Source organism: Alphaproteobacteria bacterium (assembly GCA_019746225.1).
Lineage (GTDB): Bacteria > Pseudomonadota > Alphaproteobacteria > Paracaedibacterales > VGCI01 > VGCI01.
In genome coordinates this window covers 33,257-56,613 of sequence record JAIESE010000020.1, presented here as the reverse complement: position 1 = coordinate 56,613, position 23,357 = coordinate 33,257, and the positions used below count along the sequence as shown (strand labels likewise).

The following is a 23,357-nucleotide window of genomic DNA, read 5'->3' as shown; positions in this document are numbered from 1 at the left end:
GACATAATATTATTTCCAGCACCCTGGCCTTAAGAATTCATAGTCTCGAAAAAGTCAGTGTTGCTCTTGCTGTATTTCAACTTATCATGCAAGAATTCCATGGCTTCGACAGTACCCATTGGATTCAGAATACGGCGCAAGACCCACATTTTGGACAGCTCAGCCTTATCAGTAATCAGAAGTTCTTCCTTACGAGTGCCTGACTTGGTGATATCAATGGATGGGAAGGTACGTTTATCCGCAAGCTTACGATCCAAAATAATTTCAGCGTTACCGGTTCCTTTAAATTCTTCAAAGATCACGTCATCCATACGAGATCCCGTATCGACCAAGGCGGTTGCAATAATCGTTAAAGATCCACCTTCCTCGATGTTACGTGCGGCTCCAAAGAAGCGCTTAGGACGCTGTAGGGCGTTCGCATCAACACCACCTGTCAAAACCTTACCAGAAGATGGTACAACCGTGTTGTAGGCCCGCCCCAGACGGGTAATGGAGTCAAGCAAGATAACAACATCTCGTTTTTGTTCAACAAGACGCTTTGCCTTTTCAATGACCATTTCAGCAACTTGAACGTGTCGTGAAGCAGGTTCATCGAAAGTTGAAGAAACAACTTCGCCCTTAACAGAACGCGCCATGTCCGTGACTTCCTCTGGTCGTTCATCAATAAGAAGAACAATGAGATAAATTTCTGGATGATTGGTCGCAATAGAGTGGGCAATGTTTTGCAACATAACGGTTTTACCAGTTCGAGGAGGCGCCACAATCAACGCACGTTGACCTTTTCCTAATGGCGCAACAAGATCAATGACCCTTTGGGTAAAGTCTTTGCCATTGGAAACATTGCCTTCGCCTTCAACCTCAAGAGTCAACCGCTTCTCCGGATAAAGAGGAGTGAGGTTGTCAAAGTTGATGCGATATTTAATATTATCTGGTGGCTCAAAATTGATGGTATTGAGCTTTAGGAGGGCAAAATAACGTTCGCTGTCTTTGGGGGCTCGAATTTGCCCCTCGACTGTATCACCGGTACGCAAGCCAAAACGGCGCACTTGGCTAGGGGATACATAAATATCATCTGGCCCCGGAAGGTAGTTTGACTCTGGAGAGCGCAAAAATCCAAAACCATCTTGGAGGATTTCGACAACCCCGTCCCCAAAGATGGGAACATCTTTTTCTGCCAATTTTTTTAAAATCGCAAACATTAAATCCTGTTTGCGTAATGCACTGGCGTTTTCAATTTCTAATTCTTCTGCCTGCGCCAATAGTTCTGCTGGCGGTTTGCGCTTAAGTTCCTGTAATTGCATGATTTTCCCTGATAAAGCTAAAACGGTTTGACAATAACACTAATGATAATAATGATCAATAAAAGTGCGGGCACCTCATTAATGATTCGGAAAAAGAGAGCAGTGCGTGTACACGTCCCTGTGGCTAATTGTTTTCTCCAGTGACTTAACAAATGATGAAAAATTACCAGAAAAATAACCCCGGTCAATTTAAGATGAAACCACCCTGATGACCACGTCTGCTGAATCATAGCAAGAAAAATACCAGATGCCAAGGATAAAAGCATCGACGGCACCATAATGATCTTATACAATCGATATTCCATGACGCAAAACAGTTGTGCAGCCTCGGATTTTGGGGACACGCCCACATGGTAGACAAAGAGCCGTGGGAGATAGAATATACCCGCCATCCATGCCATAACAAAAAAAACATGGATCACTTTTATCCATACTTCTGAATCAACAAGCCAATCGTACATGGTTTATACCCCTTATTTTTGATTTAATTCCCTACTTACAAGCCCTGCAAGAGCTTGGATATAGGAGGGATGGTCGCTCAATGTTGGAACGCGACCATAGAACGGAACCCCCAGAGACTCTGCAAGGGTGCGATAATCTCGATCCAATTCTACAAGTGTTTCTGAGTGTTCTGACACAAAGGATACAGGAACAACAATAACAGGAACTTTCTCCTTTCCTGCCCGTATCACCTCTTGCTCTAAGGATGGTTCCAACCATTTCATGGGACCAACCTTGCTTTGATAACACACAACATGCTCCACTCCAGAGGGTACTTGTTTCATTATTGCTGAGACGGTTTCATGAATTTGAACCTCATAAGGATCACCTGCATCGATTACTTTTTGGGGTAAACCGTGAGCAGAAAATAAAATACGGGGTTTTCCATGTACGGTCGCTTTGTCAATCCAGGGGAGCAATAAATCCACATGCGCATGAATGAAACCTTCATCTTGAGGGTAACACCGAATCTCCCACGTTGAGGCGTTCAGTCCATTTTCCTTGGCAGACTTGTGCCATTCCAAAAAACTCGATCCTGTCGTAGTGGTAGAATATTGAGGGTACAGAGGTAGTAAAATAATCTGATCCGGTTGGAAGGATTTTGTAAGGGATACTGCTTCTGATGTAAAGGGATGCCAGTACCGCATCGCAATAAAAACATCAACTTTTTTATGGGGGAGTTGGTCTCGCAAACGATCACGCAGCAGAATTTGTTGCGCCCGTGTGTTCGCTAAAAGAGGAGATCCACCCCCCATTTGTTGATAAATTTTTCTCGCTTTTTTGGTACGTACACGAGAAATAAACCAGGCTAATAAAGCCCTCAACGGCCATGGAAGCGTAATGATTGCTGGATCTGAAAAAAGATTTTTCAAAAAGGGGCGAACGGCATCAAGTGTATCTGGCCCGCCCAAATTCATCAAAACCACTGCAAGCCTTTCTGGACGGGGTGGGGGGGATTGGGTCATCTTAAAATTTCGTTTCCCTTAACAAGATCTACTAACTCACCCACATGATGTACGGGGGTTTGGGGAACAATACCATGACCAAGATTAAACACATAAGGAGTTTCTTGAAAAGTCGTCAAAAGCTCTCTTACAGTATTTCTCATAACCTCACCGCCTTCCACCAAAATCTGGGGACTTAAATTTCCCTGTACAGGCCCGAGTTTTTGAATCTTGTCCTTCATCACAGAAATGGGAACACTTTCATCGACACCGAAGGCAATGTTAGAAAAATCATTCACAATCTGCGGATAAAGTTCTGAAACACCTCTCCCGTAGTAAATGATCGGCGTCGTGGGGTGGACAACACGAATGCGAGAAATTATCCTTCGTATCGGATCAACAATCCATTCTTTTTGGTGGGGTTCAGGAACAGCCTTTGCCCAAGAATCAAATATTTGAATAACATCAGCCCCTGCTGTTATTTGTGCACAGAGAAACGTTCCGACAGACTCTTCCAATACCGCCATTGTTTGTGTAAATATCGGATTTCTTGACTCAAGAAGATGTTTAATTTTTTTAAAGGAGGTTGATTTTCCTTCCTCAAGCATATATGTCGCAATCGTCCATGGACTTCCTGAAAAGCCAATAACAGTCTTTGTTGACGGTAATTTTCTTCGAATATTTGTAAGAATTCTTAACGGAATTTCTAAGGCCTCATTGAGATCAATATCTTTTGCCTGTTCAAAAAAGGGGGAAGGCAGTGGATCCAAGACAGGTCCTATTTTTTCGATCACTTGAACACGTTGACCAAGGACGTGTGGGATGACAAGAATATCGCTAAAAAGGATTGCTGCATCTAATTCAAACCGTTGCAAAGGCTGTAAGGTTACCTGTGTTGCATAGTCTTCATGGAAACAAAAGTCCATAAAGGAGGGAACTTTTCTTCGCAATTCGCGATACTCAGGCAAATATCGTCCCGCTTGACGTAAAAGCCAAATGGGAGGCGTTGAATTTTTATTTCCTTGCAGGGTATTTAAAACTAGCTTCATGTGCTCTACATAATCACAATTGTATTAATTAATAAAGGTAGTTGTAGTGGTAGTAGATGGGTGTGAATTATGGGGACACAATTCTCTAAACAAGATATCCACAGAGTTTTAAGGAGTGATAAAAGGCGAAAAAATAACGGGGAAAAATATATAATATATTGAATAATAACAAAATATAATGCAAGTCATTTGTGAGCTCTTTTGTGGATAAATCCGACTTCTAGGGGGGTGTGTAGAACTCTACCCACAAGGGCAAAAGATGCTTATAACCTGAAGAGTTATCCCCTCTTATCCCCAGAAATAAGAAAAGGAGTGGGGATGTGTGTATTGTCCCCTTGTCAGAGGTCAGTTTACTTCATCTTATGCACAAGGTTACCCACAAGGATGCCCTAGAGATCTTGCACCATCATTTCTTTGATATTTTAAGTGCACTTATCCTTACCGAGTTTCTAATACGGGTCGATGTCAGGAGCCAATGAACATGGGGAGATAGGATGATGAAACGTCTCAAAATAGAAGCTATATGTTGACATGCAGCCAGCGGGGAGTCACAAAAAAACCCTTGAGAGCAAGTTGCCATCAAGGGTTTTTTGGTGTGATTAGGTCAAAATTAGAATCGGAACATCACTTTCAAATTAATGGTGTGGCTAAAGTTAGAGCTCATCGCCATTGTATATGAATTTGCGTTGGCAGCAGTGCCTAATACCTTGAAGGCATTTCGATAGCCAGCTGTCCAACCTAGAATGAAATCAGTCACAACCCTATTGCCGATCAAACAAGGCTGTGAATAGCGAATTTCAAGGCCACCAGCGGGTGCAAGAGCCAAGTTGTTATCCAACTTAAAGCGGTTTACGACACCATTAGGTTGTTTTGTGATCCCCTCATACTCAAAGTAGGTGACTTGTAAGCCGACTTGAGCCCAGAAATCGAGCTGAGACCAACACCCTAATTGAACACCAAACATGGCACGGGCGTCCCAATTCTCTTTATAAGAGTATCCAGTATCCCCTTGTGGTGAGCCGTTAAAATTGAAATAGAGGGGATTTTTCTTTAGGTTTGTTAAATAATCAAATTCAAATCCAAAAAAGCTTGGAATAAAGATGAGGTTAGGCGTGTATTGGCGTGCATAAACGCTAATTGTTGGGCTTGAAGCGTTAGCAAAGGCGTCATATGAACGCGTCGTGACAGGAACCGCGGCGGATGTCGTCATGGTTGAAATATTTTTTAAATTGAGGAATTTTACCCCAACACCCAAGCCTAATGATGTGCCTTGTGTTCGACCTGGATACCCCGTCGTTGTGGTTGATGTAGATGCTTCAACTGGGGCTAATCCCGTCAAAATGGCAACGAAAATGGCACTAAGCCTTAACTTTTTAAACTGACAAATCATTAATTACACTCCTCTTGGTACAGAAATTGGACTTCAATTCCAATCCTGTGCGACTTTTGGCGCAGAGTCAATGTGCTAATTAAACTTTTAGTAAAATATTTCATTGATTTTAATTTTGGGATTTTCTTGACAGTTCTTCAGGATTCCCCTACTGCTTAATACCATGAAGTGTCGTTTTATTTTCTACTTTTTCGTGGTCCTTGGGTTCTGTTTCAACACGAGGGCTGCTGTTCCCAATGTTGTTGTTACGATTAAGCCGATCCATTCTCTCGTTGCTGGTGTGATGGCTGGCGTGAAACTCCCCACTCTTTTAATGACTGGAGAACGGTCTCCCCACACGCAGCCCCTTGCTCCAAATGAAGTGCGACAAATTCAAAAGGCTAAAGTCATTGTTTGGGTTGGCCCCTCTTACGAAACACCCTTGCGACGGGTTATAGAAAGCGCAAAAAGCTGTCAACGGGTGATCACCCTACAGAGCATTCCCGGTATGAAGATATATCCCTTACGTCAGGGAGGATTGTGGGGAAGCCATGATCATTCTCATGAATATGATGATGGGGGTAAAATTCACCACCATGACCATCATGATCATTCAACCGATGGTCATTTGTGGCTGGATCCCCAGAACGCGATCGTCATTGTAAATGGTATTGCAGAAGCGCTCTCGATCATTGATCCTCAACATGAGGTCAGATACTTTGAAAATGCAAAAGAAATGATTAAACGGCTTGAGGAACTAGACACAGAACTTCAAGCCCTGTTAGCACCGGTAAGAGATAAGCCTTATGTGGTTTACCATGACGGAACCCAGTATTTTGATCGTCACTTTAAAACTAAAGCGATTGGGGCTTTAATGGGGGATAGTCATTACGGGTTTAATGCCCAACATTTCTTGCAAATTTCTGATTATATTCAGAACAATAACGTAGAGTGTGTCTTTACTGAACCCCAATTCTCAACGGATAAAATTACCACGCTCATGGATAATACGAACGCGCGGATTGAAGCACTCGACTATTTAGGGATTGGTCTAAAAGCAGATAGGGAGGCTTATTTTCTGATGATGCGCAACCTTGCCGCCTCCTTTTTAAAGGGATTAAAGTAACCTCAAGAAAAGTCCTAACCGATTTGGATTTCCATATCTTCGTGGGTGCTGCCCTTTTTTGGCCAGTATTCTAAATCTCGTTCCCAATCTAATGGATCAAGATGATCTTTTAAGGCTTTGTGGTTCTCCGGGCTTGCCCCTCCGAGATGGCCTACGGGTTTTGATACCCTGGAAAAGCGTTCTCTGACTTTCTTTTTTAACGTACGAAGAACTCCAGTGTCTTCTTGTGAGGCATCCCGTGACGTGTAAGACAATTGATGTGCAAGAGCAGGCATGATACAATCTCCTTCTACTCTATAAAATAGAATAAAACACCTGAAAATCAAGTCCTCTGGAGTTTCTTAACCTGTCTGATCCATGCCGCCAATCCGCATCGCAAGGGCAGCTTCAAGAAAGCAATCAATATCGCCATCCAACACGGCCGCTGCATTTCCACGTTCAACACTCGTGCGGGTATCTTTTACCATTTGATAGGGCTGCAAGACATAGGAGCGGATTTGATGTCCCCACCCAATGTCTGTTTTTCCGGCACTTTGGGCCATGAGCTTTTCTTCTTTTTTACGCAGTTCAAGTTCATAGAGTCTTGCTTTTAACATGGACATGGCTTGAGCGCGATTGCGGTGTTGGGAACGATCGTTTTGACATTGCACAACAATATTCGTGGGGATGTGGGTGATGCGAATGGCACTTTCTGTCTTGTTGACGTGCTGTCCGCCCGCACCTGAAGCCCGATAGGTATCAATGCGTAAGTCTTTATCTTCGATGGCAATATCGATGGAGTCATCAATCACGGGAAAAACCCAGACAGAGGCAAAGCTGGTATGGCGTCTGGCATTCGAGTCAAAGGGGGATATGCGAACCAATCTGTGGACCCCACTTTCTGTTTTCAACCATCCGTAAGCTTGATGTCCCATAATTTTTAAAGTAATGGACTTTATGCCTGCCTCTTCCCCAGGACTCTCTTCCAAAATTTCAATTTTATAACCCTTGGAATCTGCCCAGCGGCTATAGAGGCGCGACAGCATGGAGGCCCAATCTTGAGCCTCGGTTCCCCCAGCGCCCGCATTAATTTCAAGGAAGCAGTCATTACTATCCGCTTCTCCAGAGAGCAAAGTTTCCAATTGAAGACGGGCGGCAATTTTGTGCAAACTTGCCAGCTGAGTTTCCGCCTCAAGGATAATGGCTATCTCCCCTTCTGATTCAGCAAGGTCGATGAGCTCCACATTATCGGTCAATTGTTTTTGTAAGTTTTGAATGCGTGTAATGGATGTTTGCAACGCATCCCGTTCTTTCAAGAGCTTTTGGGCGGCTGCTTGATTGTTCCAAAGGTCGGGGGATTCAGCCTCTTGATTGAGAGATTCTAGTCGAAGGAGCGCTTGGTCCCAGTCAAAGATGCCTCCGTAACAAAGAAAGACTTTGTTCAATTTGTTTGACCATGGATTCAATTTCTGCTCGCATAAAGGCACACTCCTCGTCTATGTAGTTAACATTAAGATTTAACGGCAAGCCAGGATTTGTGCAATGGTTGTGTTCAGAAAGGGAGGCTAAAGATGTTTGCGGTCATTTATAAAGGGCATGTGCATCAGGGTGTTGAAGCAGAGTATAAAAGGCTCTGGCGTCAAATCGCACAATATTTCATCGAGCATCGAGGCGCGCTTGGTTCGTGTCTTCACAAAACAGCGGAGGGAGAGTGGGTTGCTTATTCACGTTGGCCGGATAAGGCCATGCGAGATGCTTCCTGGCCTCAAGAGGGAGAAAATGTGGACGAATCCTTGAGCATAGAAATCAAGGATGCCATTGAGTCGCTCAAGAAATGCATTGACAAAGATCAGCCATATCAAGAAATTTGTATGGAAGTTATCGATGATTTTTTGTTTAGTAAGGAACACTCCCATGCTTGATCATTTTTCCCTATCTGTAAAAGATTTTGACCAGAGCCTCAATTTCTACGATCAGACCTTAGCTTTGCTTGGGTGCGAACGCCTCATGAGTTTCGATATTCCGGAGGGGAAGTTTGCAGGATATGGCAAAGATGCCAAGCCTTCCTTTTGGATTAGCGATATGGGAAGTGAGGAGGAAGACGTGGGTCGAGCCCGAGGTGTCCATTGTGCTTTTCTGGCGCCAAATATGAAAGCCGTTCAAGATTGGTATGCAAAATGCGTAGCTCTGGGGGGTAAGGATAATGGCGCTCCGGGTGTGCGGCCTGAATATCATCCCGGGTATTATGGAGCCTTTATCATTGACCCCAACGGTTGGCGCATTGAGGCATGTTTTCATGGATATCAGCCCGAAGGGCAATAAAGTAATTTAGAGTGAGGCGCCAAGGTATGACAGAGCAGACACATTTTGGATTTGAAGGCGTTTCGTTTGAAGAGAAAACCAAGCGTGTTATGGATGTTTTTCGGCGCGTGGCCTCAAATTATGATCTGATGAATGATTTGATGAGCTTAGGGATTCATCGATTGTGGAAAGATCATATGGTGATGGATTTGACTCTGGCTCAAAACAGCCGTGTCCTTGATGTGGCAGGAGGAACCGGAGACATTGCGTTTCGTCTTGCAAAAACCTATCCTCACTTAAATCTCCAGATCACCGTGTGTGATTTGACATCCGCCATGGTTGAAGTCGGGCGAGATCGGGCGATTAACCAGGGGCTACTTCCTGGAAAAGGCATCAACTGGGTTTGTGGAAACGCCGAAAATCTACCCGTCGCGGATAACTCGCAAGACTTGTATACAATTGCTTATGGTCTGAGAAATGTGACACATATCGACAAAGCACTGGCGGAAGCGTTTCGCGTTCTAAAAACAGGCGGAAAATTTGTGTGTTTGGAGTTTAGCCATATTACTATGCCTCCCTTGCAGCAAATCTATGATTTTTATTCCTTTAAGGTTCTGCCCACTCTTGGAGAATATGTTGCAAAAGACCGGGATGCTTATCAGTATTTGGTGGAGAGTATACGTCAATTTCCAGACCAAGAAACCCTCGCCGAGATGATCAAATCCGCTGGTTTTTCAACAGTGAATTGGCAAAATTTGTGTAATGGTATATCGTGTATTCATACAGGTATCAAACAATAATAAAGGATAAATCCCATGTCAACTTTAGGTGCCCATCAAGAATCTTCAGATCATCGATTGAAAGTTGGCCTCACACGCCTTCCCCACGGGCTTGATTTGCCCCTCCCCTCTTATGGTACTCCTCTCAGTGCGGGTTTGGATCTTTATGCCGCAGTTGAGCAAGATGTGCTGATTGAGCCCGGGCAGTGGCAAGTGATTCCGACGGGTGTTTCGATCGCGCTTCCCCAAGGGTTTGAGGCTCAAATTCGCTCGCGGTCAGGCTTAGCTGCCAAAAATGGCTTGGCAATTCTAAATTCTCCAGGGACGGTGGATGCAGACTATCGCGGGGAGCTTAAGGGGATATTGATCAATCATGGACCAGATGCTGTGACGATTACCCGAGGCATGCGATTTGCCCAAATGGTTATCGCTTCGGTGACCTCGATCGTTTGGGATGAAAAACAAAGTTTGGATCAAACCGACCGTGGGGCTGGTGGATTTGGTTCCACAGGAACAAGATAAGCATGAAGCATGGTTTAATATTTATGTTATTGATCTTAGGGATTGGGGAAGCGTTTGCGGTTCCTTTAAAACCTTGTGGACCCTCCCCCTTAACGTTACCGCGATTTGCCTCTCTTCGGGCGAAAACAGTGAATCTGCATGTGGGGCCAGGGAATAACTACCCGACGGAATGGACGTTTGTGCGCCCAGGATTTCCGGTTGAAATAATCGCAGAATTCGATACATGGCGGCAAATTCGCGACTGGCAAGGAACCCAAGGGTGGGTTCATAAAAGCCTGCTTTGCGGGAAACGCACCGCCGTTGTTCAACAAAAGCAACGAAAGCTGTATAAGAACCCAGAAGAAAATTCAGCAATCCTTGCCCACCTTGAACCCGGAGTTTTGGGCAAACTCCTTGAGTGTCGCAATGATTGGTGCCGCGTGGACGTGCATGGCCATCGCGGCTGGATCAAGCGCCGCTGTATATGGGGTGTCTATCCTCACGAAGAGAAGTTTAAGTAGGTTCCTTGTGCCCCCTGATTCACTGCTTCAGCCCTTTAAACCTCATTATTTTAACTTATTGAGAGTATTAACAATAACTGACAATGATTCTCTAAGGGCTGTTCATTACCTCTCCCCTTGTGGGAGAGGTAAAGTACAGGAATTCCAAACGGTTTGCGAGCGTGGAAATATCAACATCCGGCTTATTGGTAAGGTGCAAGCTATTTGCTTATATCCACGAAATTTTTCTTGATTTGGCGAGCTTGGCGTGCTCTAAGATGACTTTAAGTTCCCTTGTTGGTCTTGATTTTATTCGTCTTTTTCTAACATTGGGCCCTGTTTTTTTTGAGAAAGAAGTTTGTTGATGGCAACACCCCTTATTAGCGCAGATCATGTATGGGTTCGACGCCCCACTCCTGCAGGCGAAAAAGTGATCCTTGAGGATGTGTCATTGTCCTTGATGCCAGGCAAAATCATGACGTTGATCGGACCCAATGGCGCGGGCAAAACGACGTTGTTAAAGGTGCTGCTGGATCTTATCCCCATCTCTTCGGGTGCGCTGACCCGCAAACCAGGCCTCAAAATTGGCTATATGCCTCAAAAATTGGACATTAACCCCACATTGCCCATGACCGTGGAGCGCTTTTTAAGCTTAGCCAGCAAAGAAAGTCTTTCGAAAATTAGCTTTTTAATTGATTCCTGTTTGAAAGAAGTTGGGGCTCTTGCCCTAAAACACTCCCAATTGAAGGTTCTTTCTGGGGGGGAACTGCAGCGGGTAATGTTGGCGCGCGCGCTTCTAATCTCTCCAGATTTGCTTGTGTTGGATGAGCCTATGCAAGGGGTTGATGTCTTGGGTCAAGAGGAGCTTTATCAGCTCATCGCCAAGATTCGGGATAACCGCGGATGTGCGGTGTTGCTGGTTTCCCATGATCTTCACTTGGTGATGGCTGCCAGTGATGAGGTGGTCTGTCTTAACACCCATATTTGCTGTTCAGGGCACCCTAGCCAGGTTACAGCTGATCCTATGTATTTGCAGTTGTTCGTAGCCCCTTACAAACATGACCACGATCATCGCCACGACGGAGCTTGTGATTATGACTGATTTATTTTTTAATCCCTTGGTTTGCAAAGCACTTCTGGCAGGGTTTGGACTTGCGCTCACAACCGGGCCGTTGGGATGCTTTCTTGTGTGGCGTCGTATGGCATTTTTTGGAGATGCCTTGGCCCACTCCTCCCTTCTTGGCGTTGCCCTTGGCATCGTCCTTCACATCGACATCAACATCGGCATTGTCGGTGTTTGTTTGTTATGCGCAACCATCCTCGCTAAAACCCATAGCCGCCAACACTTATCCGCCGATGCGTGGCTTGGGATCATTTCCTATAGCGCCCTGGCCTTAGGGTTTTTGGCGCTCTCCAAAAGTGGCTCCAACGTGGATTTAGAAAGTTATCTAGTGGGAGATATTTTGTCGATTCGCTTGCAAGATCTCTTCTGGATCTATGGATGCGCTCTCTTGGTTGCTGCCTTCTTTTATTGGAAATGGCGCGAGCTTCTGCTCTTGACGTTGGATGAGGAACTCGCCCAAACCGCCGGCGTTTCTGTTGGGGTTGTGCGCGCCGCTTTTATGGTGATATTGGCCCTGACGGTCGCTATTGCCTTAAAAGCTGTTGGGGCGCTTTTGATGCCAGCGCTTCTCATTATGCCAGCAGCCACCGCTGGACGCTTTGCAAGAAGCCCGGAACAAATGGCATTTATAGGGATGGCTGCCGCCTTTTTGGGCATAGCTTCAGGGTTGCTTGCAGCGATTGCTTTCAACACCCCGTCAGGTCCAACAATCGTTGTCTGCAGTCTGTTGTTGTTTCTCGGGTCAATTGTTGCCCGTGCCCGATAGGATATAAATGCCGGTAAAGATTTTCATCAGCAAACAAGATCACTTTCAACGCGTTGCGTATCTCAAGAATGGTGAGATTTTGGATGTGGATATTGAGGAGCATGCTTCAAAATCTGTACCCTCTGCACGCTTGGATCAAATTTATTGGGGGCGCGTCAGCCGTGTTGAATCTTCCCATTCTTTCATAAATTTAGGCGATCATGGTGTCGGTCTTTTGCCCCAAGAACCATCTTTTCCAAAACCCATTGTAGGTCAAGCCATTCTTGTGCAAGTGCGGCGTGAAGCGATTCCAGATAAAGGAACGGAGCACAAAGGGCCTCTCTTAACGTGCAAAATTACGCTGGGAGGGCGGTATAGTTTGTTGCATCCCTATCAGAAAAAATTCCTCCTCTCGTCAAAAATTCAAGATCCACAATTGAGGAATCACTTTCGCACCCATTTCTCGCCCGATGCCCCAATCACGTTGAGAGAGGCGGCTGCCCATGCTCCCCTCGAGGATGTTCAAGCTGAGATTTCGCTCTTGCATCAAAGGGTCTCTGAGATTGAAAAGCTATCGAATAAGGCGCCTTGCCTCACCCCTTATGATGCCCTGCCGATGTCCCAACGATGGATGCGTGATTTGGATCCTCAAGAGCAAAATACCATTTTGGTGGATGATGATATTATCCTGAAAGAGGTCAGGGATTTTTTAATAGTCCATCGGCCAGACTTATTGCCGAACGTGTTAAAACACCATCTAACTTTGTTCCAAGATTATGGTCTAGAGGATTTTTGGGACTCCCTTTTTCAAGATGTTGTCCCTTTACCTAGTGGAGGAAATATCGTCATCGATGTTACAGCCGCTGCTGTTGTGATTGATGTTAACCAAGGGGATAAAGATGCTCGCCAGACGAACAAAGAAGCGATTCCCGTCATCATTCAACACTTAAAATGTCGGCATCTTGGGGGGAACATCATCATTGATTTTATGGGCAGTGAAACTTCCCCTCAAGATCGAGACTCTCTGAAATCCCTCCTTTTGAAGCACGCGGACATGGCTCATTTACCGCTCGATATTTTTGGGTGGTCAAAGCTGGGATGGGTGGAAACACGACTTCCCAAAAGGCGTTTGCCCCTTGGGGAGAGTGTCAATTTGGCACTTCCCGCGTGACTGTGGGCAGCACAAAATTATAGACCCTATAAAGTTAAATATAGTGTGTTCTAAAATGTAGAAATTTCAATGCCAGGCCTTATTTTCTTAATTTTGCGTATAGTCTTTCCAGTAATCTTTTTACAACTAGCCAGATCCAGTGAGGTCAGGTTCCGACAATTCTGTAACACCGTGATGAGGGCTTCAGGGGTGATCTGGTCACATCCCCTCAGATTCAGTGAGGTCAGGTTCGGACAATTCTGTGACACTGCGATGAGGGCCTCTGGGGTGATCAGGCGGCAGAAACTCAGATCCAGTGAGGTCAGTATGCGACAATTTTGTGACACTGTGATGAGGGCCTCAGGGGTGATCTGGTCACATCCCCTCAGATTCAATGAGGTCAGGTTCCGACAATTTTGTGACACCGCGATGATAGTCTCGGGGGTGATTTGAAAACATTCCTCCAGATCCAGTGAGGTCAGGTTCCGACAATTCTGTGATACCGCGATGAGAGTCTCGGGGGTGATCATGTAACATTCCTCCAGCTCCAGTGAGGTCAGGTTCCGACAATTCTGGGATACTGTGATAAGGGCCGCCTCGGCGGTGCTATGTCTACAGAAGTTCAAATCCAGTGATCTCAGATTGTTGCCGCAGTCTATGAGAAGGTTTATGAGCTGGGAATCTTCCATAGTGTTTATTGGTTTTAGGTGACCTGTACGAAGGACAGCCTTGCGCATAGTCCTGTTGTTCAGGGACAATTCCTTAATCTTTTCCAAAGCCTTTTTAGCCTTTTTTTGAGATGAGAATCTGATAAGGCGCTCAAATATCTCTCTGGGAAAGACGCCATTATTCTCTTTGGTCTCCTTTGAAAAGACAGGACTTGATTCATTCTCTTCCCCACGAGGTAGATGTTTGAGAGAAGATGTTCGAAGCGAGGACAAGGGGTTATCTGCAAGACTCTCTTTTGGAACCTCTCCGCTATAAGTTGCGTTCGACAGGAGCGCTAGGGCGCACCCTAAAATAATATTTGCTTTAAAATTAAACATCTTGTGTTCCTTTATTGGGTGACTAAGTATAAATGCTTATTTGAAAAAGTGAGATACATCTATATACATTACTTTTTTTGCTGTGCAATACCGTATAAATACGCTAGTGGGGCTTCTGAGATGGGGGGGTGTTAATAAAAAGTGATGGATACTAGGACGAAAGTTTATATTGCTTCTGATATAGCTCAATATTTATGGGCTGTATTTTACCTCTCCCCTTGTGGGAGAGGTCGACCTTGAGCGAAAGCGTAAAGGTCGGGTGAGGGGTGATATTGGATTGAAAAGGTTTTAGCCATAACTTATTATTCGAGAATATTAGCAAATCATCCTATTTGTAGAAACACACCCCTCACTCGCACCATGCCTCGACTTCGTCTCGGCGTGTTGCGACCTCTCCCACAAGGGGAGAGGTAAAATACAGCCGTTAGATGATCTTTGTCCCTTAACGTTAATACCCTCGAAGCTTTGGAGACCCCCCCTCTCTTGTCATCCTCTTTAAATCAAGCTACCCTTAATCCATAGCCACTTCAGGGAGAACTTTTCATGACGGCCGTTGGACAAGATTCATTAAACATTCGTCGCACCCTCAAAGTATTGGGACAAGAGTATGATTATTACAGCTTGCTCGCAGCGGAACAGGCAGGCCTCCCATCACTCAACCATCTCCCTTATTCTTTAAAAGTTTTGATTGAGAATTTGTTGCGCCATGAGGATGGAAAGCGTGTCACGCTTGATGATATTCGAGCCGCGGTGCAGAGCATAAGTAATGGCCATGATTCCACGGAAATTGCCTACATCCCGGCGCGCGTTTTGATGCAAGATTTTACAGGCGTTCCGGCTATTGTGGACTTGGCGGCCATGCGGGATGCGATGACGACCTTGAAGGGCGATCCAACCCTTATTAATCCGTTGATCCCGGTAGACTTAATTATTGACCATTCTGTGATGGCGGATGTTTTTGGAACACCAGAGGCTTTCTCTCACAATGTGACGCTGGAGTATCAACGCAATCACGAACGCTATGCTTTTTTGAGGTGGGGCCAAGAGGCCTTTCAGAACTTTCGAGTGGTTCCCCCGGGGACCGGCATTTGCCATCAGGTGAATCTTGAATATCTGGCCCAAGTGGTTTGGGTATCTGAGGATGCGTCGGGGCGGCAAGTTGCTTATCCTGACACCCTTGTGGGAACAGACAGTCACACCACCATGGTGAATGGTTTGGCGGTTCTTGGATGGGGCGTCGGCGGCATTGAGGCTGAGGCTGCTATGCTGGGCCAGGCTGTGTCGATGCTGATTCCCAAAGTTGTGGGCTTTAAAATGACGGGCAAACTCCCAGAAGGCGCAACCGCAACAGACCTGGTATTAACCGTAACCAACATGTTGCGCGCCAAGGGTGTGGTTGGGAAATTTGTGGAGTTTTATGGTGAGGGCCTCGATGCGCTAAGTCTTGCGGACCGCGCCACGATTGCGAACATGGCACCAGAATACGGGGCAACGTGCGGGTTCTTTCCTATTGATCAGAAAACCATCGCGTATTTAAAATTCACAGGGCGCGAGCCGCACCGAATCGCCTTGGTTGAAGCCTATGCGAAGGCTCAAGGGTTGTGGCGAGATGAATCGACCCCAGACCCTCAATTTTCAGAAACCTTGATCCTGGATTTGGCATCGGTTCTTCCCACCATTGCGGGTCCAAAACGACCCCAAGATAAAGTCTTGTTATCGGATGCAAAATCCGCGTGCCAAACGGCGTTACAGGATGAGCATAAACACGCCCATGAATCCTATCCCATCGATGGTAAGGAGTATTCCTTGCATCACGGAGACATTGTCATTGCGGCCATTACCAGCTGCACGAACACCTCAAATCCCGCTGTCATGCTGGGGGCAGGTCTGGTGGCGCGCAAGGCTCGAGCAAGAGGACTCTTTCCAAAACCTTGGGTAAAAACGTCCCTGGCTCCTGGATCTCAAGTGGTCTCAGACTATTTGGAAAAGTCTGGGCTGGATAAAGATTTAGATGCTTTGGGGTTCAATTTGGTGGGATATGGATGCACAACGTGCATCGGAAATTCAGGCCCCTTGAGCCCCGAAATTGCAAAAGCCATCGAGTCTCATGACCTGACGATGTGCGCTGTTCTTTCGGGGAATCGAAACTTTGAGGGGCGCATTAATTCTCATGTGAAAGCGAATTTCTTATGCTCTCCCCCCCTTGTTGTTGCCTATGCGTTGGCGGGATCCATGCTCATCGATTTGACCACAGAACCTCTTGGGCATGACACCGATGGCAACCCCGTATATCTTAAAGATGTATGGCCAACAGATGCTGAAATTCAACAGGCCATCGATCAATTCTTAACGCCTGAAATGTTTCGCAAACGGTATGCAGATGTGTTTAAAGGGGACGACGCTTGGGCGAAAATTCAAGAAAAGGCCAGCCTCACTTATTCTTGGAAAGACAATAGTACGTACGTCAAAAACCCCCCTTACTTTGAGGGGATCACCTCGACGCTTGGAAAATTATCAGACGTTAAAGGTGCGCGCATTTTAGCTGTGCTGGGGGATAGCGTGACGACGGATCATATTTCTCCGGCAGGCAGCATTAAAACCGATGGTCCCGCTGGGGAGTATCTTCAACACTTCGGCGTTCCCATTAATGACTTCAACAGTTATGGGGCGCGTCGCGGAAATCATGAAATCATGATGCGCGGGACCTTTGCCAACATCCGATTGAGTAATGAGATGCTCCCCGGAACAACGGGGGGTCTCACCAAATATTTTGCGCGCAACGGTTCTGCGGCTGAAGTGTTGCCCATCTATACAGCGGCCATGAAATATCAAGAAGAAGGAACGCCGCTCATCGTGTTTGCAGGGAAAGAATATGGGACGGGATCTTCGCGGGATTGGGCTGCAAAGGGCCCTCTTTTGCTGGGCGTAAAAGCAGTGATTGCCGAGAGCTTTGAGCGCATTCATCGCTCCAACTTGGTTGGCATGGGCGTTTTGCCCCTCACTTTTCTTAATGGCGAAAGTCGCAAAACCCTTGGCCTTACAGGGGATGAGGTCATTGATATTACAGGGGTGAGCGGAGATATTAAGCCTGGGATGACCGTTACAGCCGCAATTACGAGACCCGATGGTCAAGTGAGTAGTCATACACTTTTGTGCCGCATCGACACACAAGACGAGGTGGATTATTTCCGCAATGGTGGGATTCTGCCATATGTCTTGCGGGGGTTGTCGAAGGATGGATGAGAATTCGAATTCGTAAAAAATCTATGTTGTTCCCACAGACTTCCTCCAAGCCTGGAACATGAGGATGGACCAAAGGGAGTACTGCCAGTTTCGGGTGCCTGACACATGTTCGGCCCACCGATGGCGAATAGGGATGGAATTTAGGCCAGAATCGCTTAAGGATGCTTCCGATAAAAGCTCCTCCGCCCAGGGGCGCAAAGCCCCTCTCAGCCATTGATCTATGGGAACACCAAATCCCATCTTTGGGCGCTCCGTGAGGGATTCTGGAACATACTTCTTCAATACTTGGCGCAAAATCCATTTCCCTTGGGGATGTTTTAGCTTCAGCTCAAGAGGAATTTTCCATGAGAGCTCAACGACACGATGATCAAGCAAGGGCACACGACTTTCTAAACTGACGGCCATGCTGGCATAATCAACTTTTGATAAAATATCGTCCGGCAGATAGGTCACACTGTCGAGGTATTGCATCTCTTCAATAAAGGAATTCTTCGAACTTGTTGAATCTGAAATCCAAAGTGAAGAGAGTTGGTCTTTGGCACCTGGTACCAGATCTGTTGGGTTATTCCAAAGGCTGATGAGGTTGAGGTAAAGGTTTCTACGATCGGGACAGACGAGCAAGCTTGCCAGTTTATGGGCTCTGTCCCCCACCATGGGATGACTCTTTTTTCCTGGGATGAAGTTGGCCAAAAAATCCCATTGGGAAGGGGATAAGAGTTTGATTCCTGATGCTGACAATTTCCGTAAAGGAAGTGGCAAAGGCGATACCCATTTCCACAGCTGGTTGGCTTGAAAATAGCGATTGTAGCCTGCAAAAAACTCGTCCCCTCCATCCCCAGATAAGCAAACCTTTAAGTGCTTTTGGGCGAGGCGTGATACGAGAAAGGTTGGAATTTGGGATGGGTCTGCAAAAGGCTCATCGCACCACTGTGGTATGGTGGGGATGATATCTAAAGCCTCCCTTGATTTTAAATAGAGCTCGTGATGGTGCGTTCCAAGATGACGCGCAACGGCTGCGGCATGAGTTGCTTCATTATAACCCTCTTCATCAAACCCAATGCTAAAGGTTTGAACAGGGGTTGAGCTGACGCTTTGCATTAAAGCAACGACCGTTGAACTATCGATACCGCCTGACAGAAAGGCTCCTATGGGAACGTCCGAGACCATGCATCGCTTGACAGCATCTTTTAAGAGAGTGTCCAGTTGATCAACCCACTCGGAAGGAGATTGAAAAGGGTGAGATTGACCTCCTTGAATTGCCTCATTCATCGTCCAATAAGGCTTTACCGATACTTTATTTTGCCCTTCAATGGTCGCAATACATCCCGGAGGCAATTTTTGAATGTCTTTATAAATGGACGCAGGGCCGGGGATATAATTGAACCGAAAATAGTTGGGCAACGCATCTCTATTCAGTTCAGGGCGCCAAAGGGGGTGGGGGCGAAAGCTCTTGACTTGAGACCCAAAGAACAAGGTTTGTTGATGTATCCCCCAGTATAGGGGCTTAATGCCGAGGCGATCCCGAACAAGGTGAAGTTTGTGGTCTTGTGCATCCCACAATGCGAACGCAAACATTCCGATGAGCTGTTTCGTTGCTTCTTCAACACCATAGGCTTCACACGCCGTTAAAATAACTTCTGTGTCTGAAGTCCCTCGAAAAGTGTATCCTTTAGAGATCAGATTTTCATGAATTTCTGGAGCGTTATAAACTTCTCCATTATAGGTGATCACAAAGCGTCCTGAGGAAGAGATCATCGGTTGATGACCCGTTTCGGTTAAATCAACAATTGCAAGGCGTCGGTGTCCAAAGGCTAAATGAGCTTCCTTTTCCCACCACACGCCGCTTGAATCTGGCCCTCTGCTTGACAGTTGATCCGCCATTTCTTGAGCAATCCGATCAAAGGAATAGTCAGATAATTTAGATGTAAATGACCAAAATCCCGTAATGCCACACATATGTTTTTTCCTAATCTTGACGAGGCGATCTGTAATTCGAAATGATGGATTCTATCGCTGATCCTGTTCCAGAATGCCCTACTTTTTCAAATCCTGTGAGCGTTTTTTGAAAAATCCCCCCATTGACGGTTGTGTTGGATTCTTCATTGGATCCTGTTATGAAAAGCCCTTGCTTCGTCAGTCCGTCATAAATATGGGTGAGGATGGTTTCAAACTCTTGGCGGCTAAAATAGCTTGGATTTAAGATGTTCATTGCCCGAAATATATCAATGGAATTTTTAACAGGTAAGGCCTTCAACAGATCATGCTGCTCAAGATGGAAGCGTTTATCGTTTTGAGAAAGAGCGATCGCCTGATGACAAAATAACAAATCCATTTGAGCTTTGATGAGGCCCTGTTGATATTTTGAAAGGAGTCTTTTGATAAGTGTTTTGTCTAACAAATAACGAATAATGTGATTTATGGGATAACGATAGGCATCTCGATTCCCATTGAAAACAAAAGGAGGGAAAACAATTTCGAGAACTTTGTTGTGCTTATTGAAAACGACTTTTGTCCTTCCAGATTCAATCGTAAATATTTGGGGATCATAATCTGATGCATGATAATTGACCTTCGGAAAGAGGGGCTGGATTTTGTGAAAAAAATCACAAGATGTTCTTCCATCACTGACCCCGGCATCGTGAAGCATTAAGGGATGATCTTGCGTAAAATAACGTTGGATCTCTTTAAGAGTTTGTTGATCAAAATCCTCAAATCGATTTGAATATGTTCTTTTATAGGCGCCACGCTCATCCGTAAAGTTTAACAGAATTTGCTCTGCAATCTCGGTTTTAGAGGGGTCATCAATAACACTATGATAGAGCGTTATTGAGATTTTTTTATCCTCTTGAGACCTGTATATGAGTTGCTTTGGATCATTCAACTGCTCAGTACGATAGATTCCTGTTTTAAGCATATATAATTCTCATTATCTCAAACTCTTATAAAAGAGCGCATACCGTTGCCGCATTGTTGGAAGGCTAAAATTCTTTAAGATGCGTTCGCGACTTTTTTGACCAATTTCCCGTCTTTCTTCAGTGGAGTGAGCAAGAAGCCTCTTTAAAGCATGAATGAGTTCGCCAACATTCTTTGGGGGAACAATTTGTTCTGGGGTTTGAACCAAAGCAGCTGCATCACCCACATCGGTTACGATCGTTGGAATTCCACACGCCATCGCCTCTCCAACCACATTGGGAAAACCCTCTCCAAAAGCAGAAGATAACACCATGATATCGAGAGCATTTATGAACTCAGGGGCATTTTCCAACATCCCGAGTCTCTCGAGTCGCGGAAGAGTGACCTGCCAAGGGGCATCATCGGTTCCCTTGCCTGCGACAAGGCAATAGATATCCTCGTTGATATGGGATAGGTGTTCCATGGCTACCAGGAAGGTCTTGTGATCTTTCATGGGATCCACCCGACCCAGCATACCCACGACAAGTGCATTTTGTGGAATCTTGAGAGATCTGCGAAATTCTTGGCGGAAAAAGCTATTTGGGTGAAAGAGGTCCGTATCAATGCCATTGGGGATAAGAACCCATTGACGCGGTTTGTAACCGAGACGTGTGTGAAAGTTTTGCCCTGCTCTCGAATTGGCAATAAGGGCATTTGGAAATTTTGAGAGGTATTTCAAAAGTTTTATAACAAGTCCCGTTGATTTTGAATACTTCGACAAGTCCATGTTGGAACATCGAATATTCCATACGATATAAGGAACACGGGCTAATTTACCAATAATGAGGCCAATTAAATCCGCATGATAAAGCCATGTTTGAACAACATCTGGTTTTTCTCGGCGCAAAATCTTATAGAGCTGCCAAAGGCCGCGGAAAGACTTGTGTAAGTTTAAGCAATAGAGATGGACGCCCGGTTGGCAGGCCAATTGCTTCCCGATGATACCTTCATCTTTCAAAGATATAACAACATGGGAAAGTGTAGGGTCATCTTGGGTGGTGACAAGGGCTTGGAGTTGCCGCTCTGCTCCGCCTAAATCAAGTCCAGTAATGATATGTGCAATTTTCATGGGCGATGACAGGCTCTCGTTAAGGTTTGGAGAGTGAGATCAACCATTTGCGTTACACTAAAATGCGTAACAATGCGATTTCGAATAGCCTTTTGAGAAGGGGGCTTTTTTAAGTAGGTTTCAATAGCTTGAATAAGAGCTGCAGGGTCTTTGGAAGGAATTGTCATGCCTTGATCTCCTACAATATATGCAGCATCCCCAACATCTGACACAATTGTGGGTATTCCGCAAGCCATGGCCTCGCCGACGACATTTGGGAACCCCTCCCCAAAAGAACTTAATACCATGATGTCCAACGCATTTAATAATTCTGGAACATTTTTCCAAATGCCTAGGGGAATGAACCGAGGGGGATAAGTCCAAGGCGCCTCTTTCGTGCCCGCACCAGCTGCAATAAAATACAACTTTTTATGACGCAAAATCAAAGCGTTCGCTGAGTTTAAATAGGTCTCATAATCTTTCATGGGGTCAACGCGGGCCAACATGCCAACCACAACAGCATCACGCGGAATGCCCAACTGATCCCGAGTGGCATCCTTAACCGATTCCCCTTGAGGTCGAAACACATCCGTATCAATGCCATTAGGGATAACCATCGCCCTTTGAAGGCGATACCCCAGCGATTCATGGTACTGGCGACTGTATTGGGCGTTAAAAATGATGATATTTGCGAATCGGGATAGTTTATTTTCGACCCAAGCCGTTAGTTTTGCCAACCAATCATAAGCTTCAAGATTCATATAGGACGCGCGAATTCCCCAAACGACGGGTTTGTTAATGAACAGACGTCCCGCAAGGGCAACGATGTTAGAGGTGGTCAGGAAACTATAAATGACATCGGGGTTTACTTTGCGAATCGCTTTTATATATCGCCAGAACCAACCCACTAAATCCCATCGGCCTTTCTTATCAAGCGGATAGATCGCCACACCAGCCTGTCGGAGCTCTTCTTCAAGAGCCCCTCCCGAATAGAATACGCCAACCGTAACGTTCATTCCTTTGTCATGAAGCGCTTTTGCTAAGACACAAGCCTGTCGTTCGGCACCTCCAACGTTAAGAGACCTAATGAGAATAAATATCGATGTTAAACCGTTCCGTTGCGTCATTACCTCGTATGCCTCTGAAATATCCTACCTTTTGCTAGGTAAGCCTATACCTTTCTTACACGATTGAGGGGATTTTTGCGACAAAATTTCTTTTTTTCTAGGGGCTTACATAATCTGATGTAACGACGCGATCCCCTTTTAGGTGGCTCATAGGGGTGCTAAATATCAGCACAAGCGGTTGGTGATCGGAAGTGTTTTTTAATTGATGAACCATTCCGGGATTAATGCCAAAAACATCTCCATCCTTCACTCTGACAGGGTCATTCCATCGAACGCTTTCCCCCTCTTGCGCCCCGATGTAGATTTCTCCTTCCCCTTTTAAAATATGGTAGAGCTCCACATCCTGTCCATGCACATGAGCATTGATTTTTGTGCCCGGTTGTAACTCTGTGACACCCATCATCATGGTGTCATCTCCCCCAAGAAAGGCTATTTTAATATTAACGGCAGGATCTAGTGTCGCCTCTTTTAAGGCTTCACGCCAATTGATGATTTTAAAGGCTTTCTTTTCTTTCTTAAGACTCATTCCTGGTTCAGATGACATAATTATGTGCCTCCAATGTTTTGCTTCAG

At 45.5% G+C, this 23,357-nt stretch carries 23 protein-coding genes; 10 read left to right on the top strand and 13 right to left on the bottom strand.

All coding sequences use genetic code 11. From position 1 onward, the window contains the following. Nucleotides 1–29 precede the first annotated feature (29 nt). The 5 genes from rho to K2Y18_03910 form a co-directional block, all read right to left on the bottom strand. A complete protein-coding gene (gene rho, locus K2Y18_03930) occupies nt 30–1,301 on the bottom strand; it encodes a transcription termination factor Rho (protein MBX9804886.1) in 1,272 nt (423 codons plus the stop codon). Between the two features lie 17 nt (nt 1,302–1,318). Continuing rightward, nucleotides 1,319–1,762, bottom strand: coding sequence for a protoporphyrinogen oxidase HemJ (gene hemJ, locus K2Y18_03925; GenBank protein ID MBX9804885.1), 444 nt, complete (start codon nt 1,760–1,762; stop codon nt 1,319–1,321). A 12-nt stretch (nt 1,763–1,774) separates the two neighbouring features. Continuing rightward, complete coding sequence (hemH, locus tag K2Y18_03920; GenBank protein ID MBX9804884.1) at nt 1,775–2,767, bottom strand: ferrochelatase; 993 nt, start codon at nt 2,765–2,767, stop codon at nt 1,775–1,777. Continuing rightward, nucleotides 2,764–3,795 carry a uroporphyrinogen decarboxylase gene (gene hemE, locus K2Y18_03915; protein MBX9804883.1) on the bottom strand — a complete coding sequence of 344 codons (1,032 nt, stop codon included), beginning with the start codon at nt 3,793–3,795 and terminating at the stop codon, nt 2,764–2,766. The genes hemH and hemE overlap by 4 nt, the downstream gene beginning before the upstream one ends. Before the next feature lie 610 nt (nt 3,796–4,405). After that, the gene (locus K2Y18_03910; protein MBX9804882.1) at nt 4,406–5,185 is read right to left on the bottom strand and encodes a hypothetical protein; all 780 of its coding nucleotides are present in this window, start codon (nt 5,183–5,185) and stop codon (nt 4,406–4,408) included. Between the two features lie 163 nt (nt 5,186–5,348). Here K2Y18_03910 and K2Y18_03905 point away from each other — a divergent pair, with 163 nt between their 5' ends. Continuing rightward, nucleotides 5,349–6,290: a zinc ABC transporter substrate-binding protein gene (locus tag K2Y18_03905; protein MBX9804881.1), complete on the top strand. Its 942-nt coding sequence runs from the start codon at nt 5,349–5,351 to the stop codon at nt 6,288–6,290. 14 nt (nt 6,291–6,304) lie between these two features. Here K2Y18_03905 and K2Y18_03900 read toward each other — a convergent pair whose 3' ends face one another. Next, nucleotides 6,305–6,565, bottom strand: a complete 261-nt coding sequence (locus K2Y18_03900) for a hypothetical protein (protein ID MBX9804880.1) — start codon at nt 6,563–6,565, stop codon at nt 6,305–6,307. Nucleotides 6,566–6,631: 66 nt separating this feature from the next. Next, nucleotides 6,632–7,748, bottom strand: a protein-coding gene (prfB, locus tag K2Y18_03895) for a peptide chain release factor 2 (GenBank protein MBX9804879.1) whose coding sequence is annotated in 2 segments (ribosomal slippage) — nt 6,632–7,678 and nt 7,680–7,748 — 1,116 coding nt in all. Because the reading frame shifts where the segments join, the coding sequence is not laid out codon by codon here. Between the two features lie 92 nt (nt 7,749–7,840). Between prfB and K2Y18_03890 the strand changes: the two genes are divergently transcribed. The 8 genes from K2Y18_03890 (at nt 7,841) to K2Y18_03855 (ending at nt 13,389) form a co-directional block, all read left to right on the top strand. Continuing rightward, complete coding sequence (locus K2Y18_03890; GenBank protein ID MBX9804878.1) at nt 7,841–8,191, top strand: hypothetical protein; 351 nt, start codon at nt 7,841–7,843, stop codon at nt 8,189–8,191. Next, on the top strand, nt 8,184–8,591 hold the full coding sequence (locus K2Y18_03885) for a VOC family protein (protein ID MBX9804877.1): 408 nt from the start codon (nt 8,184–8,186) through the stop codon (nt 8,589–8,591). Before K2Y18_03890 ends, K2Y18_03885 begins: the two co-directional genes overlap by 8 nt. A gap of 26 nt (nt 8,592–8,617) precedes the next feature. After that, nucleotides 8,618–9,370 carry a bifunctional demethylmenaquinone methyltransferase/2-methoxy-6-polyprenyl-1,4-benzoquinol methylase UbiE gene (gene ubiE / locus K2Y18_03880; protein ID MBX9804876.1) on the top strand — a complete coding sequence of 251 codons (753 nt, stop codon included), beginning with the start codon at nt 8,618–8,620 and terminating at the stop codon, nt 9,368–9,370. 15 nt (nt 9,371–9,385) lie between these two features. Continuing rightward, a complete protein-coding gene (gene dut / locus K2Y18_03875; protein MBX9804875.1) occupies nt 9,386–9,871 on the top strand; it encodes a dUTP diphosphatase in 486 nt (161 codons plus the stop codon). 23 nt (nt 9,872–9,894) lie between these two features. Beyond that, nucleotides 9,895–10,371, top strand: a complete 477-nt coding sequence (locus tag K2Y18_03870; GenBank protein ID MBX9804874.1) for a hypothetical protein — start codon at nt 9,895–9,897, stop codon at nt 10,369–10,371. A gap of 343 nt (nt 10,372–10,714) precedes the next feature. Beyond that, nucleotides 10,715–11,452, top strand: a complete 738-nt coding sequence (locus tag K2Y18_03865; GenBank protein MBX9804873.1) for a metal ABC transporter ATP-binding protein — start codon at nt 10,715–10,717, stop codon at nt 11,450–11,452. Beyond that, the gene (locus K2Y18_03860) at nt 11,445–12,239 is read left to right on the top strand and encodes a metal ABC transporter permease (GenBank protein MBX9804872.1); all 795 of its coding nucleotides are present in this window, start codon (nt 11,445–11,447) and stop codon (nt 12,237–12,239) included. Before K2Y18_03865 ends, K2Y18_03860 begins: the two co-directional genes overlap by 8 nt. 7 nt (nt 12,240–12,246) lie before the next feature. Continuing rightward, a complete protein-coding gene (locus K2Y18_03855; protein MBX9804871.1) occupies nt 12,247–13,389 on the top strand; it encodes a ribonuclease E/G in 1,143 nt (380 codons plus the stop codon). 50 nt (nt 13,390–13,439) lie between these two features. Here K2Y18_03855 and K2Y18_03850 read toward each other — a convergent pair whose 3' ends face one another. Then, entirely contained in the window at nt 13,440–14,414 is a 975-nt protein-coding gene (locus tag K2Y18_03850) for a hypothetical protein (protein MBX9804870.1), read from the bottom strand. A 543-nt stretch (nt 14,415–14,957) separates the two neighbouring features. Between K2Y18_03850 and acnA the strand changes: the two genes are divergently transcribed. Next, nucleotides 14,958–17,657, top strand: a complete 2,700-nt coding sequence (gene acnA, locus K2Y18_03845) for an aconitate hydratase AcnA (protein MBX9804869.1) — start codon at nt 14,958–14,960, stop codon at nt 17,655–17,657. A gap of 21 nt (nt 17,658–17,678) precedes the next feature. On the opposite strand, the gene asnB is transcribed toward acnA, so the two are convergent. From asnB to K2Y18_03820, 5 genes are all read right to left on the bottom strand, one after another. Next, nucleotides 17,679–19,613, bottom strand: a complete 1,935-nt coding sequence (asnB, locus tag K2Y18_03840) for an asparagine synthase (glutamine-hydrolyzing) (GenBank protein MBX9804868.1) — start codon at nt 19,611–19,613, stop codon at nt 17,679–17,681. Between the two features lie 10 nt (nt 19,614–19,623). Then, the gene (locus tag K2Y18_03835; protein MBX9804867.1) at nt 19,624–20,571 is read right to left on the bottom strand and encodes a hypothetical protein; all 948 of its coding nucleotides are present in this window, start codon (nt 20,569–20,571) and stop codon (nt 19,624–19,626) included. Nucleotides 20,572–20,583: 12 nt separating this feature from the next. Then, nucleotides 20,584–21,678, bottom strand: coding sequence for a glycosyltransferase (locus tag K2Y18_03830; protein MBX9804866.1), 1,095 nt, complete (start codon nt 21,676–21,678; stop codon nt 20,584–20,586). Beyond that, the gene (locus K2Y18_03825; protein MBX9804865.1) at nt 21,675–22,784 is read right to left on the bottom strand and encodes a glycosyltransferase; all 1,110 of its coding nucleotides are present in this window, start codon (nt 22,782–22,784) and stop codon (nt 21,675–21,677) included. The genes K2Y18_03830 and K2Y18_03825 overlap by 4 nt, the downstream gene beginning before the upstream one ends. A gap of 97 nt (nt 22,785–22,881) precedes the next feature. Beyond that, nucleotides 22,882–23,328 carry a cupin domain-containing protein gene (locus tag K2Y18_03820; GenBank protein MBX9804864.1) on the bottom strand — a complete coding sequence of 149 codons (447 nt, stop codon included), beginning with the start codon at nt 23,326–23,328 and terminating at the stop codon, nt 22,882–22,884. Between the last annotated feature and the right edge of the window lie 29 nt (nt 23,329–23,357).